Origin of the sequence: Gallintestinimicrobium sp., from assembly GCF_046968865.1 — a bacterium.
In the GTDB taxonomy this organism is placed as follows: domain Bacteria; phylum Bacillota; class Clostridia; order Lachnospirales; family Lachnospiraceae; genus Gallintestinimicrobium; species Gallintestinimicrobium propionicum.
The window spans coordinates 49722-65847 of record NZ_JBKVPW010000001.1 but is presented as its reverse complement, the minus strand read 5'-3'; the positions used below and the strand labels follow the sequence as shown (position 1 = coordinate 65847).

General features: G+C 46.0%; 14 protein-coding genes. 11 read left to right on the top strand and 3 right to left on the bottom strand.

Translation table 11 applies throughout. From position 1 onward, the window contains the following. The first annotated feature begins 22 nt into the window (after positions 1-22). The 4 genes from ACLTOQ_RS00290 to ACLTOQ_RS00275 all read left to right on the top strand — a co-directional run bounded on the left by ACLTOQ_RS00290 (position 23) and on the right by ACLTOQ_RS00275 (position 4250). Positions 23-988 carry a carbohydrate kinase family protein gene (locus tag ACLTOQ_RS00290; protein WP_021916257.1) on the top strand — a complete coding sequence of 322 codons (966 nt, stop codon included), beginning with the start codon at positions 23-25 and terminating at the stop codon, positions 986-988. A gap of 12 nt (positions 989-1000) precedes the next feature. Then, positions 1001-2470: an MBOAT family O-acyltransferase gene (locus ACLTOQ_RS00285; protein ID WP_021916258.1), complete on the top strand. Its 1470-nt coding sequence runs from the start codon at positions 1001-1003 to the stop codon at positions 2468-2470. 154 nt (positions 2471-2624) lie between these two features. Next, positions 2625-3659, top strand: coding sequence for a hypothetical protein (locus ACLTOQ_RS00280; RefSeq protein WP_021916259.1), 1035 nt, complete (start codon positions 2625-2627; stop codon positions 3657-3659). Positions 3660-3707: 48 nt separating this feature from the next. Continuing rightward, positions 3708-4250 carry a methylated-DNA--[protein]-cysteine S-methyltransferase gene (locus ACLTOQ_RS00275; protein WP_021916260.1) on the top strand — a complete coding sequence of 181 codons (543 nt, stop codon included), beginning with the start codon at positions 3708-3710 and terminating at the stop codon, positions 4248-4250. Here the strand turns inward: ACLTOQ_RS00275 and ACLTOQ_RS00270 are convergent. Continuing rightward, a complete protein-coding gene (locus ACLTOQ_RS00270; RefSeq protein ID WP_021916261.1) occupies positions 4226-5986 on the bottom strand; it encodes a diguanylate cyclase domain-containing protein in 1761 nt (586 codons plus the stop codon). The genes ACLTOQ_RS00275 and ACLTOQ_RS00270 overlap by 25 nt on opposite strands. Positions 5987-6387: 401 nt before the next feature. Between ACLTOQ_RS00270 and ACLTOQ_RS00265 the strand changes: the two genes are divergently transcribed. From ACLTOQ_RS00265 to ACLTOQ_RS00240, 6 genes are all read left to right on the top strand, one after another. Next, the gene (locus ACLTOQ_RS00265) at positions 6388-6852 is read left to right on the top strand and encodes an Hsp20/alpha crystallin family protein (protein WP_021916262.1); all 465 of its coding nucleotides are present in this window, start codon (positions 6388-6390) and stop codon (positions 6850-6852) included. 282 nt (positions 6853-7134) lie between these two features. After that, a complete protein-coding gene (locus ACLTOQ_RS00260) occupies positions 7135-9042 on the top strand; it encodes a Na/Pi cotransporter family protein (RefSeq protein ID WP_021916263.1) in 1908 nt (635 codons plus the stop codon). A 24-nt stretch (positions 9043-9066) separates the two neighbouring features. Then, on the top strand, positions 9067-9558 hold the full coding sequence (locus ACLTOQ_RS00255; protein ID WP_337426347.1) for a carbon-nitrogen hydrolase family protein: 492 nt from the start codon (positions 9067-9069) through the stop codon (positions 9556-9558). A gap of 134 nt (positions 9559-9692) precedes the next feature. Further along, entirely contained in the window at positions 9693-10811 is a 1119-nt protein-coding gene (locus tag ACLTOQ_RS00250; protein WP_021916265.1) for an AAA family ATPase, read from the top strand. A gap of 138 nt (positions 10812-10949) precedes the next feature. Continuing rightward, a complete protein-coding gene (locus ACLTOQ_RS00245) occupies positions 10950-11375 on the top strand; it encodes a hypothetical protein (RefSeq protein ID WP_021916267.1) in 426 nt (141 codons plus the stop codon). 58 nt (positions 11376-11433) lie between these two features. Continuing rightward, positions 11434-12453 carry a lysozyme inhibitor LprI family protein gene (locus ACLTOQ_RS00240; RefSeq protein ID WP_337426339.1) on the top strand — a complete coding sequence of 340 codons (1020 nt, stop codon included), beginning with the start codon at positions 11434-11436 and terminating at the stop codon, positions 12451-12453. An 87-nt stretch (positions 12454-12540) separates the two neighbouring features. Here the strand turns inward: ACLTOQ_RS00240 and ACLTOQ_RS00235 are convergent, their stop codons facing one another. Further along, positions 12541-13569: a YeiH family protein gene (locus tag ACLTOQ_RS00235; RefSeq protein WP_337426341.1), complete on the bottom strand. Its 1029-nt coding sequence runs from the start codon at positions 13567-13569 to the stop codon at positions 12541-12543. A 284-nt stretch (positions 13570-13853) separates the two neighbouring features. Here ACLTOQ_RS00235 and ACLTOQ_RS00230 point away from each other — a divergent pair, with 284 nt between their 5' ends. After that, the gene (locus ACLTOQ_RS00230) at positions 13854-15137 is read left to right on the top strand and encodes an MATE family efflux transporter (RefSeq protein ID WP_412318373.1); all 1284 of its coding nucleotides are present in this window, start codon (positions 13854-13856) and stop codon (positions 15135-15137) included. A 136-nt stretch (positions 15138-15273) separates the two neighbouring features. On the opposite strand, the gene ACLTOQ_RS00225 is transcribed toward ACLTOQ_RS00230, so the two are convergent. Beyond that, on the bottom strand, positions 15274-16116 hold the full coding sequence (locus ACLTOQ_RS00225) for an AraC family transcriptional regulator (protein ID WP_337425840.1): 843 nt from the start codon (positions 16114-16116) through the stop codon (positions 15274-15276). Positions 16117-16126 lie beyond the last annotated feature (10 nt).

Genomic DNA, 16126 nt, shown 5'->3' with positions numbered 1-16126 from the left:
AAGACAGGAAGGGGAATATTCCATGAAGAATTTTGACGTAGTTGCACTGGGTGAGCTGCTGATCGACTTTACCGAGAACGGCAAGAGCGCACAGGGCAATATGACTTATGAAGCAAATCCGGGCGGAGCGCCCTGCAACGTGCTGGCAATGTTGAACAAAGCAGGCCGCAAGACCGCATTTATCGGCAAAGTCGGACAGGATCTGTTCGGCAACAAATTAAAAGCAACCCTGGATGAGGTTGGCATCGACACTTCCAACCTGATCATTGACGAAGATGCAAGAACAACTCTGGCATTCGTAGAGACCTTCCCGGACGGCGACAGAGACTTCTCTTTCTACCGGAATCCCGGTGCAGATATGATGCTGCGCAAGGAGGATCTGCATGAGGATCTGATCCGCGATGCGAAGATTTTCCACTATGGCACACTGTCCATGACTCATGATGGTGTCCGTGAAGCGACCAAGAAAGCGATTGACATCGCAAAAGAAAGCGGCGCAATCCTTTCCTTCGACCCGAACCTGCGTCCCCCTCTGTGGAAGACCTTAGACGATGCAAAAGAACAGGTTGCATATGGTCTGTCCAAGTGTGACGTTTTAAAGATTTCCGATAACGAGATCCAGTGGTTCACCGGCGAAGAGGATTTCGATGCAGGTATCGCACAGCTGCGTGAACAGTACAATATCCCGCTGATCATGCTGTCTCTGGGAAGAGACGGAAGCCGCGCTTACTACAAGGATCTGCGCGTAGAGGTGAAGCCTTTCCTGCAGGATTCCACCATTGAGACAACCGGTGCCGGCGACACCTTCGGCGGCTGCTGCCTGCACTATGTCCTGAAATACGGTCTGGACAACCTGGATGAGGAGAAGCTGACTGAGATGCTGACCTTTGCAAACGCAGCAGCATCCATCGTAACCACCAGAAAAGGCGCACTGCGCGTAATGCCTGACGTGGAAGAGGTTGAGGCGTTTATCAAATCCAGAGCCTAAAAGGAACGGAATATGCTTTTTAATTCCCATATTTTTATGTTACTGTTTCTGCCGCTTCTGCTGGCAGGATGGTATTTTCTGAACTGGAAAAAGAAATTTCAACTGGCACAGGGATATCTGATCGGGATGTCCCTGTGGTTTTATGCGTATGCAAATCTGCAGTATCTGTGGCTGCTTCTGTTCAGCTGTCTGATAGGCTGGCTTCTGAGCTGTCTGCCTGAAAAAATTTTCTCGAAAAAAGGGAAAAAAGTGCTGACTGGTGTCGGATGTGTTTTTCATCTGGGGCTGTTGGGGTATTTTAAGTACAGCAATTTTTTCCTGGAAAATCTGAATACAGTATTTCATACGGACTTTCCGATGCTGCAGATCCTGCTGCCGGTTGGAATCAGTTTTTACACGTTTCAACAGCTGGCATACCTGATTGACCGGTGCCGGGGAGATGCGCCAAGGGACAGCTTTTTTGACTACCTGATATTTATGGTTTATTTTCCGCAGCTGCTGCAGGGACCGATTCTGCTTCGTTCAGAGTTTATGGGGCAGCTAAAGGAGCCGGAAAGGCGCAGGTTTCATGCAGAGCGGTTCTCGGAAGGGATCCAGTTTTTCGTGTTCGGTCTCGCCAAAAAAGTGCTGCTGGCGGATACGCTGGCAAAGGCGGTCAACTATGGATACAGCAATGTTTCGATGCTGGACAGCATTTCGGCACTGCTTCTGGCGGTCGGGTATCTGACGGAGCTGTACTTTGATTTCAGCGGCTATTGTGATATGGCGGTCGGTTTGGGCAAAATGATCGGTCTGGAGGTCGCAGAAAATTTCGATGCGCCGTTTCACTCTGCTTCGGTCAAGGAATTCTGGCGCAGATGGCACATGACGCTGGGACGGTTTTTTACAAGGTATGTATACATCCCCCTGGGCGGAAATCGGAGGGGGAAGATGCGGACGCTGTGCAATGTGATGATCGTTATGCTGCTTTCAGGGCTCTGGCACGGCGCGGCGTGGACCTTTGTGCTGTGGGGATTTTTACATGGAGTCGGGATGATCTGGGATAACCTGGAGCATCCGCATTTACCGAAAAAATGGATGCGGCAGGCAGCGACCTTTGCCTATGTATGTATGACCTTCGTGTTTTTCAGGGCGGAGAGCATTGCGCAGGGGGTTGACGTTTTAAAAAGCATTGTCAGCCTGAAATGGAACGGCTTTGTGTTTCAGATGGCATCGGCGCTCGACATGACGGAATGTTACATTATCACAAAGGCGCTGTCGATGAAGCTGCCGGGACTACTTTCGTGGTTCTGGCTCGGAATTTTTGTTGTGCTGATTGCAATCTGTTTCCGGGTTCTTTCCGGAGAAAAAGTATCCGGCGTGGTTGCATTGCAGAGGCAGAAAGGCTATGGCAGGCTGTATCCGGTGCTTCTGGCGGTTTTGTTTACCTGGTCAATAATCTCAATGACAGGCGTGAGCGAGTATCTCTATTTTTCGTTTTAAAGGGAAAATGGCGGCAGTATGATCTGTCCGGGACAGTGTGAGGAATGAGAGAAAAATTGAAAAATAAAATTTTTCAATCGCGAGATTTGTGTCTGCGCGCACTTGACACAAACTCGACATGCGCAAAAAGCGTGCGCAGAAATGAGCGGAAAATATGGTAAATTCCAAATGGATTCGGCGTTTTGCGGTCTGGACGGCAGCGCTTTTAGCAGCGATCGCAGCAGTGGTAGTGATTTTTGACCCGTTTTATCATTTTCACGGTCCGCTGCCGGGGATGAAAGCAGTCGTAACGAAATCGGAATATCAGTGTATCGGCACAATACGGAATTTTTCTTATGACAGCGTGCTGGCAGGATCCTCTACAGCGGAAAACTATAACAATCACTGGTTTGACGAGGCATTTTCCTGTAGGACGGTCAAGGCGATCAAAAGCTCCGGGACATGCGCAGATCTGAAATTTTATATGGATGAAGCGTTTGCGACGCACGATCTGAAAAATGTGTTTTACAGCCTCGATCTGTTTGCCTTGGACGGCGACCCGGAGACGAATTTTGTCAACGATTCGATGCCGCTGTATTTATATGATAAAAATCCGTTCAATGACGTGAAGTATCTGTTCAACAAGGATGTATTGTTTGAGGATATCCCGTATCTGCTGGCGATGAATTTCAGCGGGTACGACGATGGGATGTCTTATAATTTCTGGCAGTACAAAACCTTTTCTGAAGAAGAGGCGAGAAAGCATTACGAACAGTCGGAAGAGATTGCACCGATGCAGGAGCCGTCTGAGTGGCAGGCACGGGTAGAGGAAAATATTGGTTTGTTGACAGATATGGTAAAAAAGCATCCGGAGACAGAATTTTATTTTTTCCTGCCGCCCTATTCCGAGCTTTGGTGGGACAGCGTGTACCGGAGCGGGCAGACGGAGGAATATCTCTATGCCAGACAGGCGGCGATGGAAGCGCTGATTGCGTATGACAATGTGCAGATTTACGATTTTCAGACGGATGAGGATATTATTTTGAATCTGGATTATTACATGGATCCGATTCATTTTTCTGCGGATGTGAATCAGTTCATGGTCGTAAAAGCAAAGGAAGCCGATGTAGCATATCTGGTGACAAAAGAAAATCTGTCTGACCGGTGCAGTGCAATGCGCAGGCTGGCAGAGAAGATCACAAACAGGTAGCAGGAGTATTTACACGAGATATTTTCCAAACATTTTTAGGGTGTGATCATGACAGATATTTATCAGAAAGCTTATACGAGCATATATCCTTCCAGGCTTGGGGATATTTTGCTGGCGGCGGACGAAATCGGGCTTACCGGTTTGTGGTTTTTCGGGCAGAGCTATTTTGCAGATACACTTCCGGCAGAGCAGGTTGCGCAGGAAACGCCGATACTTGCACAGGCAAGGGAATGGCTGGACGAATATTTTTCGGGAAAAGAACCGGACTTTACACCGAAGCTGCATCCGATCGGATCGCCGTTTCGGCAGGCGGTATGGAGGATTTTGCTGCAGATTCCCTATGGTCAGACGATGACCTACGGAGAAATCGCAAGCCAGATGGAAAAGCTGCAGAACCGGCCTCATATGTCTGCGCAGGCGGTAGGCGGTGCGGTGGGACATAACGGGATTTCAATCATCATTCCATGCCATCGGGTTGTTGGGACAAAGGGGAACCTGACAGGGTATGCAGGCGGACTTGACAAAAAGATGGCACTGCTTGAGCTGGAGCATGCCAATCGGAAAACTTATCCGGAAAATTTGTCGCTGTAATGAATATGCATATCTTCCCAGTCCATAAATAATACATAGAATACTTTTCCATATTGTGGGCTTTCTACAATTCTCCCATGATCCAGTACAGAAAGATAAGATCCGTCCGCCTTTCGAAGATGAAAATGAATATAGTCATTTTCATTTCCGCTGTCGATTTGTTCCCAAATGCTTGCTTCTATCTGCTGCTGCTCATCTTCACGAATCAGGTTGTGAAAACTCTTATTGGTGAGCCTGAAGAATTCATCCATACTTTGATATCCGGTCATAGAAAGAAATTCATGGTTTGCATAAAAAAGTTCGTCATCTTCCTTGTCTGCTCTGTATATGATAAATGCACCCGGAAGGTGTTCGGAGATATCTCTAAGTGCAAAGCCCAGCTGTTTGCGAACAACGGATTGAAGTTTCTTACTGTAAGACATACATCCATTTTTCCCGTGAAGCTTTATTTCATAGAGAGCTGCATCTGCACAGCGCATGAGCTGTGAAAGACTGGATGCAAAGGTCGGATATTCCGCATATCCAAGAGAAATATAAAATTGCTGCTCCCTTCCTCTGCATGAGAATGTTTTGGGAAGGCTGGTGAATTGCTGCAATTGCGCTTCTGCTTCTTCAAAGGTATAGTTAGGGAGAAGAACACAAAATTCGTCTCCACCGTTTCTTCCTAATATGGCATCAGATGGAAAAAAAGCTTTCATGCTGTCTGCAAGACATTTCAATGCCTTGTCACCATAACCGTGTCCATAGATATCATTGATAAACTTAAAGTCATCAATATCAAAAAGTGCAGCCACAAAATGAGTTTTCGGATTTTTAGCTATCATTTTCGCTGCCAATTCATCAAATCCATAGCGATTGTAAATATTGGTAAGGGAATCCGTGTGTGCCAGTATCTGAAATCTGTTTTTATTTTCTTTCGAAGTCAGCCATACACAGGTAAGAACGGACAGAAGTATAACGTTAGCAGTTAATATCACACTGGTTTTTGCTATTAATAAATTGTTTCGCCATCCACCTTGAGGAGCTACTTCAAACATCCATTCCTCTTCCCCTATCGTAAAAGTATAAGAAACCGGATTTATCAACGAATCATTTGATTGAGAAACAATGTTATAGGTATCACTCCAGGGAGCATCTGTCTTTGAAATTCTGTATTCATATCCAAAGCTGGAAAGTGCACTGACCGCGTCTGAGAAAATGTCGGGTACACGCAGGACAACAATGGTAAAGCCCCAGAAATATTCCAACCCGTTTTCATCCTTCAGGAAAATGGGATTGCGGACAGCAATTCCAGAGCCGCCCTGTTTCAATTTGAATGGTCCCTGGGTAATGATTGTATGGTTGTCCCTTGCATAACAGGAAATCTTTCCACGATCTTTATCATGGAGCAGATCAATTTTGCCTGCTTCATTTCCGGTGGACGGATAAATATCTGTCACAACACCATTCGGAGCAAGCTGCACGCTTTCAATAGAATCAGACATAAGATTTTCTGCAATCATGTCAAACTGGTTAAATTCTCCAGATTCACTGATCAAAATCTGTTTCAGAACATCCGTAACGTCTATCCCTTCTGTAATCTCATTTTTTATGCGTTCCCCATAGGTTGTTGCATTTAATAATGCTGTTGTATGGTTCTGTGCTGTTTCATGAGAGTCTACTTTGTATAGGATTATACCAACAAGGCATATACCCAGTAAGAAAACGATAAGCGGAATAAGTGTTTTTTGTTTCATCTAACATGCCCTTTTTTTCAGAGGTGTTTTGCAAGACCTCTGTTGATGTCAGTCATGGCGGCTGTTTTCATAGTATTTTCCCTCACATTGTGTTCCGTGTCAAGATTTCGTACAAGCTAAAATAAGAAGGAGAGCCAAAGCTTTTGGATATTGTTTTTGTCATTTTACAGAGCTCGCAGCGTTCACAAATTCTTCACAAAAAAATTAGCACTCGCCTATTGACACTGCTAATAATGAGTGTTATATTACATCTAGAACAAAGGAAAGGGAACAAAAAGAACAGAAGATGCCGAAAACGGAATCGGAGTTCTCAGAAAGCTTTTCTTTGAACCAGATAAAATGACAACCACTTCTGAAAAGGATTCACAGAAGGCATGATAGAAGGAATGGAGGAATGACTTATGTTACTGCCTAGAATTTGGGATGAAGATTTATTTGAGAATATGGATAACTGGATGAGCTGGCCGGATGAGAGTGAGTTCTTCGGTAAGAAGAATCCTCTGTATGGCAAACATGCAAAGAACCTCATGAAGACAGATGTTCGGGAAACCGAGGATGCTTACGAGGTAGATATTGATCTGCCTGGCTTCAAGAAAGACGAGGTTACGATCACCGTCGAAAATGGTTATCTGAATATCAGCGCTGTCAAAGGCCTTGATAAAGACGAAACCGATAAGAAGACCGGCAAGTATATTCGTCAGGAGCGTTACGCAGGCAGCTGCTCCAGAACATTTTATGTCGGCGAAGCCGTTGAACCCGAGGATGTTTCCGCGAAGTTTGAAAACGGTATCCTGCAGCTTCACATTTTGAAGAAGGAAGCAAAGAAGGTAGAAAAGAAAGACAACCGGATCGCAATTGAAGGCTGATCTTTTCGGTATACAAATCTGAGCATTCCGTCAAAATCTCACCTGATAAAAATCCCGGTGCGTGAAAACGTACCGGGATTTTTTGTCGTAAAGGAAGCTTCGATTTTATACAATAAAAACGCTTTGGGAGGATCCCACTGCGGCAGGAAAGGAAAAGGGCGATATTCGACAGGAGAAATGCGCTGGATTTCACCCGAAAGGTTGCGTAAAAAGGCTCAATCATGTAAAATCAAAGTAATATCTTTGAAAAATGAGCGGCAGGACCGCAGCATGGAGGATGAAATGGATATATTCGGAATATTGGCGATGGTCGGGGGACTTGCTCTGTTTTTATACGGTATGCAGGTTCTGGGAGATGGTCTGAAAAGAACGTCGGGCGGACGTCTGGAAGAAATTCTGGAATCGCTGACTTCCAACAAATGGAAGGGCGCGCTGCTGGGCTGTGTTGTCACGGCAGTAATTCAGTCATCGTCAGCAACGACGGTAATGGTAGTCGGACTCGTAAACTCCGGTATTATGAAGCTGACGCAGGCTGCAGGCGTTATTTTGGGAGCGAACGTCGGAACGACCGTTACTTCCTGGATGCTGAGCTTGACTGGTATCGAAAGCAGCAATGTGTTTGTACAGCTGTTAAAGCCGGCGAACTTCTCACCAATCGTCGGTATCATTGGCGTGATCATGCTGATGACCGCTAAAAATGATAAGAAAAAAGATATCGGTACGATTTTGATCGGCTTTGCAGTTCTGATGTTTGGTATGGAAACTATGTCCTCTGCAGTAGAGCCGCTGGCGGGCAATGAGAAATTTACCGGCATTCTGACGATGTTCTCCAATCCGATCCTTGGTATGCTTGCCGGTCTGGTGCTGACTGCGGTTATTCAGAGCTCTTCTGCATCCATCGGTATCCTGCAGGCACTTTCCATGAGTGGAACACTTACCATCGGTTCTGCGATCCCGATTCTGATGGGTGAAAACATCGGTACGGCGATCACTGCGATCCTTTCCTCTATGGGCGCAAGTAAAAATGCGAAGCGTGCAGCGCTGATGCATTTATATTTCTGTATTTTAAAGACAAGCTTTTTCATGGTGCTTTTTTATCTGATCGATGCGATCGTACATTTTTCGTTTATGACAGAGCTTGCAAACCCTTTCATCATTGCCATGATCCACAGTATCTTTAACCTGTCGGCGGTGATTATCATGCTGCCGATATCCGAAGTATTGGTAAAGCTTGCGATGAAGACGATTCCGGTTACTCCGGACGAGCTCGAGGATGTTCCGGTAGAAAAGAGCATTCAGATCCTGGACGAGCGTTTCCTGGCATCGCCGCATTTTGCACTGGAGCAGTGTAAAACAGCCGCAGGCGATATGGCAGAGTATGCCCGGGAAGCCCTGTTGCTTGGAATGGGGCTTGTGACAGAGTTCCATCCAGAACAGGCAAAGCGGGTGGAAAATCTGGAAAATCTTGTGGATTCCTACGAAGATCAGCTGGGTACTTATCTGGTAAAATTAAGCAGCCGGAATCTTTCTACGAGAGACAGCCATACACTGTCCACGCTGCTGCATTGTATCGGTGATTTTGAGCGGATCTGTGACCATGCGATCAATCTCGTAGGATATGCACAGGAAATGGCGGAAAAGGATCTGCATTTTTCTGCCAAAGCAGAAGAAGAGCTGAAGGTATTTACGGCGGCGGTTCAGGATATCATGAACCGTGCGGTAACAGTATTTAAGAACGATGATCTGAAGCTTGCAAAGTCTGTAGAGCCTCTGGAAGAGGTGATCGACGGACTGAATATGGAGATCAAGAGACGCCATATCCGCAGATTACGGAAGGGAAAATGTACCATAGAGCTTGGACTTACGCTGTCGGATATTACGACCTGCTACGAACGTGTTGCAGACCACTGCTCCAATATCGCAGTATGCCTGCTGCAGGTCAATGAAGACGGCTTCGATACCCATGGCTATTTGGAAATGGTCCGTGATACGGACAATCCGGAGTTCCGCGCAGAGGTGGCAGAATTTGAACACAAATACGAGCTGCCCCGTATGAAGAAGGATGAAATCGATTCTCTGCCGACGATCGCTTTAGAGGAAACAGATACAGCCTCCGGAGAAAAGTCAGATTTTCTCAGCAGTCGAATTCAGGAGCGTAAGAAAAAGAGAAAAGACGGGAAAAAGAAATAAAGAAGGCACCGCAACAACCGGACGATTTTATTTCAGCCAAATCAGCCTGTTTGGTTCTATGATAAGCGGGCTTTGTGGGGGTGGGATAGAGAGCATTTTGCCCAGGGAAGCGGCGATGGCATTTTTGAAATAGCAGGCATTTCGGTCGGAGTCAGGATTTGTTTTGAAGTGCGATTCCCGGAGTATTTCAGGGAGCTGTATGCGAGGAAAACGGACTTGAATGTCGTTCTGTTTTACGATGTGTCGGATGTGGATGACACAGGCAGATACGATTTGATTAAAGGGCATCTGCAGACCCGCGCGGTAGAAAATGTGTCGACGATTGTTTCCGTTGATTCGATTCATCCTTACCAGACTGCACCGACCGCAGTTTTTGGAAAATCCGGTCAGATTTTAAAAGAATGTACCCGGAATCAGCCGGAGCTTCTGATCTATGATTTCGAAAAGACAGAGGACGATTTTGGCGAAACGGGGCGGCGGACGATTTCGGACACGCTTTTTTTCGAAGGAAAGTGAATAAAAACAACGACATTAAATATCGGTATGGCTTTTGTCTTGTGGCCATCCAACGATATTTGGTGTCGTTTTTTTGTTTCCGGAGAAAAGGAGTGGATAAGCTTGGTTCCGTAAAAAAATACGGCATAAGTTGAATGATTGTTATGTTAAAAAAATTCAGCGTAGAAAACTTTAAAGGGTTTCAGGATAAAATCACATTTGATATAGGATCACCCAGCAATTATAACTTTAATTCTGAAATTATAAAAAACGGTTGTGTGACAAAAGGAATTATTTATGGCATTAACAGCAGCGGTAAATCAAACCTTGGATTGGCTATTTTTGATATCATTACCCATTTGACAGATAAACAGAAATTGCTTTCCAGCTACGATTTTTACCTGAACATGAGTGGAAGAAAATCCTTTGCTGAATTTGAATACACCTTTATGTTTGATGGTCATGAAGTGGTTTACCGATACAGCAAAAATGATGTAAATACTATGAAGAGTGAGAGTTTATCTATTGATGGAAAGGAAGTTATCTTTTTTGATTTTCTTACCAGGGATGGGTTCACCTTGCTGGATGGTTCCGGCACTTTGAATGTATCGATCAAGAGCGAGAGTCCGATTTCCCGTGTAAGGTATGTGAACAACAACTCTATTCTTACGGATAATGAGCAAAATCGGGTATTTAAAAAGTTTATTGATTTTGTGGAACGTATGCTTTTGTTTTATTCGTTAGACAGCCGGGGATATGAAGGCTTTACAAATGGTAACGAAGGTGTAGCGGAAGGTATTGTAAATAGTGGAAAAGTGCAGGATTTCCAGAGGTTCCTGAAAGAAAATGACATTGACTATGAATTATACGGATGCGAAGTGGACGGCAAAAAAGCAATCTACTGTCATTTTGATAATACAGATGCTGATTTCTTTAAGATCGCCTCTACCGGAACCAGATCACTGGCATTGTTCTATTATTGGTATATTCGTATGGAAAAGGCATCTTTTGTGTTTATAGATGAATTTGATGCATTTTATCATTTCGAATTATCCGAGTCGGTGCAAAGACATTTGAACCAGATAGCTGGAGTTCAGATATTTACAACGACTCACAACACGGATCTGATGAGCAATGATCTGCTTAGACCGGATAGCTATTTCTTACTTGCAAATAACAGCATAAAAGCGATTTCTCAATTAACAGAAAAGGAACTGCGTCAGGCTCATAATCTTCAGAAAATGTATAAGGCAGGTGCATTTAATGGCAAATAAAGACTATAAGGCATTTATAGTCGAGGGAGAGGTCAGAGAACCTCAGGTGATTGACAATATTTCGAAGATATTCTTTTCTCATAAAAATTATAAAGTCATTACGCTTCCGACTGGGGAAAATTATACATTAGCTATCCGATGGTTGAAGCACTGAGAGATTATCAGCCGGGAAAATACGGGAATGGAGCAGATTGCTTCGCAGAGATAGAAAATCTTGGCAGGTATAAGAATGTTTCTGCGACAAGGGCACTCAATCCGCATTTTAAGGAGTATGATATTGATATTTGGAAAGACATTATCGATGTGTTTGCAATGAAGGTATTGTGTTTATATAAGTTGTCGGATACAATGGAATACGCGCAGTATTTCGAAGAGGTAACACCGGGTCAGATATATGTCATGGAAGTACAGGAGGCTGAGAGACAGCGGGTATTTGTGTTGAGTGCATTTCCGGAATTTTTGCTGGATTATTTTGGGGTGAAGCTGTGGAAAACAAGTGTGAAACATACAAGAAATCAGATGAGTGAGTTAGAATGCAGAAAGAACTGGTTTCAAAAATCTTGAAAAAAGTGTCAAAATCTGCAAAAAAAGTTTTAAAGAAAAGTATACGAGGGAAAATTTGATGAAAAAAAGAGTTTATCTGGCGATATTTGCATTGACCTTTGGACTCTGCGCAGGCTGCGGAAACAAGGAAGCAGACAGCGATATTTCGGGTACGGAAGACACCGTTTTTCAGACAGAAGAACCGCTTGAGCTTTCAGGCACAGGAAATATTGATTTAAGTGAAGAAAATAAGGATTCCGGCGAAGAAAATGCTGATTCCAGTGAAGAAAATAATGGTTCCGGTGAAGAGGATACTGATATCGAATCAACCGATACTCAGGAGATCGATTTTACGCGCGATTATTCTGAGGACATCAAAAAAGATGTGGACGATGTAGTATCGGCTTCGGCTTCTTTGCAAGAGGAACTGGAAAATATTCACACGCTTTCCGAACAGTATGAGGCGATTGCCCAAACTGCTCAGACGCAGGGGGAAATGAATATGTCGTCTGGATGGTTTCTCAAAATCTGGGATACGGAACTGAATAACCTGTGGAGCAGATTCAGCGATTCGGCGGATGCGCAGACGAAGGAAAAAGTCCTCGCAGAGCAGAGAAGCTGGAACTCCATGAAAGAAGAAGTGGCGCAGGAGAGCCTTGGTTTCAGCGAAGAAAACGGGAGCATGTACTCGCTTCTTGTGAACTTTTTTCAGGAAGAAATTACAAAAAACAGAGCTTACGTCCTTGCAAATGAGCTGGCAAAGGTGAAGGGCGAAGCATTTGAAATGCCGGAGCGGTCGACGAAGTACGGAGTGTTTGTGGATAATCAGGGGACCGGCAGTGTATACAGCCGGTTATGTACCCAGCAGGGCGTAAATGGCAGCGATGAAGCGGTGATCTCCATTTACAGGCAGGGCGAGCTAAAAGGAAGCTTTGTGGATAACGGAAACGGGGAGCTGGAATTTTCATCCGAGGATGGCTCTGTAAAGGGAATTATTCAGATCAACGGCTGGGACGGCGCGAGCTTTGAAGTGACGGAGACATCCAACCCGGATGCATTTCCCGTAGGACAAAAAACGGAATTTCCGTTTGCGTTTTAAAGAAAACAGAATATCAGAATCGAACACCCCCAGACCTGACCGAAGCGCGATGCCCGGCGGGGCTGGGGGTGTTTTGTGTGCCGTATCTTACCAGATTCCCAGCACATGCTGCATGAGCAGGCTCATGGAAGCGATGCCGACCCAGCAGCAAAAGCCCAGGGCGAGCGGTTTACCGCCGGTTTTGATGAGTTTTACGATGTTTGTATTTAAACCGACCGCGCACATGGCGAGGACGATGAAGAACTTGCTCAGTGTTTTGAGAGGAGAAAATACGGATGCGGAAACACCGAGAGAGGTTGCGATTGTTGTGATGACGGAAGCCAGCACAAAGTAGAGAATAAACATCGGGAAAATCTTTTTAAACTCGACTTTTTTGCCTTCGGAACCGGCTTTTTTCGTGCGGACAAAAGCGAGTACCAGCGTGATCGGAATGATCGCAAGGGTACGGGTCAGCTTTACGGTAACAGCTTTGTCCAGTGTCTGTGTACCGAGCTGATAGAGGGAATCCCAGGTGGATGCGGCAGCGGTCACGGAAGAAGTATCGTTGACAGCAGTTCCGGCGAAAATTCCGAAGGCTTCGCCGCTTGTGGTGGAAAATCCGAGCAGCGCGCCGAGGGCCGGGAAAAACAGGGCAGCCAGCATGTTGAAGAAGAAAATAACGGAAATTGCCTGCGCAACCTCTTCATCATCTGCATCAATAACGGGGGCTGTTGCAGCGATTGCGGAGCCACCGCAGATCGAGGAACCGACACCGACCAACGTGGAGATTTTGCCGGGAACGTGCATGATACGGTGCAGCACATAGGCGATAATCAGCGAGGTGGAAATCGTTGCGAGGATGATCGGCAAAGACTGCTTTCCGGTTTCCAAAATAACGGAAAGGTTTAAGCCAAAGCCAAGCAGGATGACTGCGTACTGCAGCACCTTTTTGGATAAAAATGTGATGCCGCTCTGGAACTGTGTCTTATCTTTGAGCAGCAGTGTGATCAGCATACCGGCAAGAATACCGAATACCGGACCGCCGACAACCGGGACAGCCTGTCCCAGAAACCAGCAGGGAATGGCAAGGACGAGGCATAACAGGATGCCTTTTACATTTTTCTGAATGAAACTCATGTGTTCTCCCTTCCTGACGGAACGTTCGCCGCCAGTTTTCTCTCATAATTACGTGTCAGATCAGAAGTTTTTGAAACTGACGGATGCAGCAGTTTACAGTACCGCCTGCAAACAGTTATTATCCTAGCACAGAAATATAATAAATTAAAATGATATATTTATAAAATGATAGATTTTTGTTATGATGAAGCGAAAACTGCTGTGGAAAAGGAAAGAAACCGGGGAAATGCAGAGATTTCTGCATTTCTGACAAATCGCAGTCTGCGGCGGGAAAAGAGGAGGATATGAAAAAATTTTTAAAATACGTTGTGCCGTCGGTACTGGCGTTTGCACTTTCTGGTATTTATGCAATTGTAGATGGCTTTTTTGTAGGAAACAGTGTCGGAGATGTCGGACTTTCTGCGATCAATGTGGTATATCCGGTGGTGACGCTGATGCAGTCGGCGGGCACCGGAATCGGAATGGGCGGTGCGGTCATGTGGACGGTACGGCGTGCAGAGGGACAAAAGGAGGACGGAGACGAGTATGTGCGTACAGCGCTGCGGCTGCTGCTTCTGACGAGTATTGTACTGACGGCTGTGATGCTGATCTTTATGGATCCGGTGCTGTCCTTTCTGGGGGCAGAGGGGACGATTCGTCCCCTGGGTGAGGAATATCTGCGGATCATGGTCTACGGGACGACGTTTCAGGTATTTGCGACAGGCATTGTGCCGCTGATCCGTAATAACGGAGGCGCTTCCTTTGCGATGGTTACAATGATCGCCGGATTTGGAATGAATATTGTACTGGATTATCTGTTTGTCTGGGTGCTGCAGCTTGGTATGGCCGGTGCGGCATGGGCGTCGATCCTGGGGCAGGCTGTGACAATGGTGTGCTCTTTTGTTTATGTATGGAAAGAAAAGCTGCCGGTATTGGGCGTCTGTAAGGAGTTTGGAAGAAGGGTCTGCAGAATCGTGCAGATCGGCATCGCACCGTTTGGACTGTCGCTTTCTCCGATGATCTCCCTGCTGTTCATGAACCGTTTCTGTCTGTCCTATGGAGGGGAAACTGCGGTTGCGAGCTATGCCTGCATCGCTTATGGATTGACGATCGTGTATCTGCTGATGCAGGGCGTGGGGGATGGAAGCCAGCCGCTGATGAGTCTGCATTACGGTGAGGGCAAAACAAAAGAGGTGGACCGGGTGCGCAACATGGCATATGCAACAGCGTGGGTGCTGGCACTTGCCTGTATGCTGATCCTTTATATGACCAGATATGATCTGGGTGTGATCTTTGGTTCTTCCGATGTCGTAACGCAGATGACCGGAAACGCGATGCCGATATTTCTGGCCGGACTTTTGTTCTATGCGTTTTCGAGAATTACCACATCAGGATTTTATGCGACGGAGCAAAGCCTATTTTCCTACATCTGTGTGTATGCAGAACCGGTACTTTTATTGCTCCTTTTGTTGATCGTGCCGAGGATTTTGAGGCAGGACGGTGTGTGGCTGAGCATGGTGCTTTCACAGATCCTGACTGCAGGAATCGCATGTTTGCTTCGTCAGAAAGAGAAGAAGCGGATTGTGTGACCGCGTAAAAAGGGTAAAAAGTGCTGACCGCACGATCTTATATATTTCTGAAAGAATAATATATGTAATTGAGAAATCTCCTGTGCTACACTTCTTGTGCACAGGAGATTTGCAGTTATGTAAACCTATGAGATTTTCAGGATTCCAGATAGGCGCGCAGATATAAGCGGCGATAGGAGGACGGTGTCATGCCGGTCTGTTTTTTGAAGAAATTCGAAAAATAAAACTGGCTGCCGAATCCGAGAGAATCTGCGATGGAAGCGATGGGCAGATCGGTGGAGGTCAAAAGCTGCGTTGCGGTTTCCGTTTTTTTCTGAAGGATGAACTGACCGGGAGAAATGCCCATACGGGACTGGAACAGCCGCGTAAAGTGGCTGACATGATATCCGGCAGCCTCTGCCATTTGCTGTACCGTGATCTGCTCGTTCAAATGTGTTTCCACATAAGCGATGGCATCGGAAAGGGGCGAGTCAAAGGTCTGCGCAACGAGGGAAACGCTGTCTGGCGGACAGCATTCCAGATAGTAACAGAGCAGGTTTAAAACAGCCTGTTTGGCTTTCAGCGCAGAAAAGATATCATCCTGTCGGACGCTGTGGACGAGATCGAGGAAAAGCTGTTCGGCCTTTTTCGGGTCTTTCGCGTCGATGCAGAGCGGCAGATGAATGAGTTCGAACAGGTCGGTCTGCTGGCAGGTGATCTCGAAATGGCAATAGTAGGTGCGGTATGGATTATGGATATCGGTAAAAAACGCCTGGTTCGTGTAGGCGGGGAGCAGATACAGCTGTCCGCTTGTTGGATGGATGGTTGTCTCATCGATGCAGATGGTTCCCTCCCCCTGCAGGACGAGCTGAATGCTGGAAAAGGGCGGAACCGAGGAATCACATTTCCACGTCTCGTCACAGATGATGAGGTTGGCGCGTTCCAGACTGACGGTCGCTTCGCGCAGGCGGTTTTGGATAATCAGATTTGTTTCGTTCATAGGTTGTCTG

Coding starts and splice junctions, on each gene's coding strand:
- ACLTOQ_RS00270 (WP_021916261.1), bottom strand. CDS start 5,986: ATGAAACAAAAAACACTTATTCCGCTTATCGTTTTCTTACTGGGTATA.
- ACLTOQ_RS00225 (WP_337425840.1), bottom strand. CDS start 16,116: ATGAACGAAACAAATCTGATTATCCAAAACCGCCTGCGCGAAGCGACC.
- ACLTOQ_RS00265 (WP_021916262.1), top strand. CDS start 6,388: ATGTTACTGCCTAGAATTTGGGATGAAGATTTATTTGAGAATATGGAT.
- ACLTOQ_RS00235 (WP_337426341.1), bottom strand. CDS start 13,569: ATGAGTTTCATTCAGAAAAATGTAAAAGGCATCCTGTTATGCCTCGTC.
- ACLTOQ_RS00275 (WP_021916260.1), top strand. CDS start 3,708: ATGACAGATATTTATCAGAAAGCTTATACGAGCATATATCCTTCCAGG.
- ACLTOQ_RS00250 (WP_021916265.1), top strand. CDS start 9,693: ATGATTGTTATGTTAAAAAAATTCAGCGTAGAAAACTTTAAAGGGTTT.
- ACLTOQ_RS00230 (WP_412318373.1), top strand. CDS start 13,854: ATGAAAAAATTTTTAAAATACGTTGTGCCGTCGGTACTGGCGTTTGCA.
- ACLTOQ_RS00280 (WP_021916259.1), top strand. CDS start 2,625: ATGGTAAATTCCAAATGGATTCGGCGTTTTGCGGTCTGGACGGCAGCG.
- ACLTOQ_RS00240 (WP_337426339.1), top strand. CDS start 11,434: ATGAAAAAAAGAGTTTATCTGGCGATATTTGCATTGACCTTTGGACTC.
- ACLTOQ_RS00245 (WP_021916267.1), top strand. CDS start 10,950: ATGGTTGAAGCACTGAGAGATTATCAGCCGGGAAAATACGGGAATGGA.
- ACLTOQ_RS00290 (WP_021916257.1), top strand. CDS start 23: ATGAAGAATTTTGACGTAGTTGCACTGGGTGAGCTGCTGATCGACTTT.
- ACLTOQ_RS00260 (WP_021916263.1), top strand. CDS start 7,135: ATGGATATATTCGGAATATTGGCGATGGTCGGGGGACTTGCTCTGTTT.
- ACLTOQ_RS00285 (WP_021916258.1), top strand. CDS start 1,001: ATGCTTTTTAATTCCCATATTTTTATGTTACTGTTTCTGCCGCTTCTG.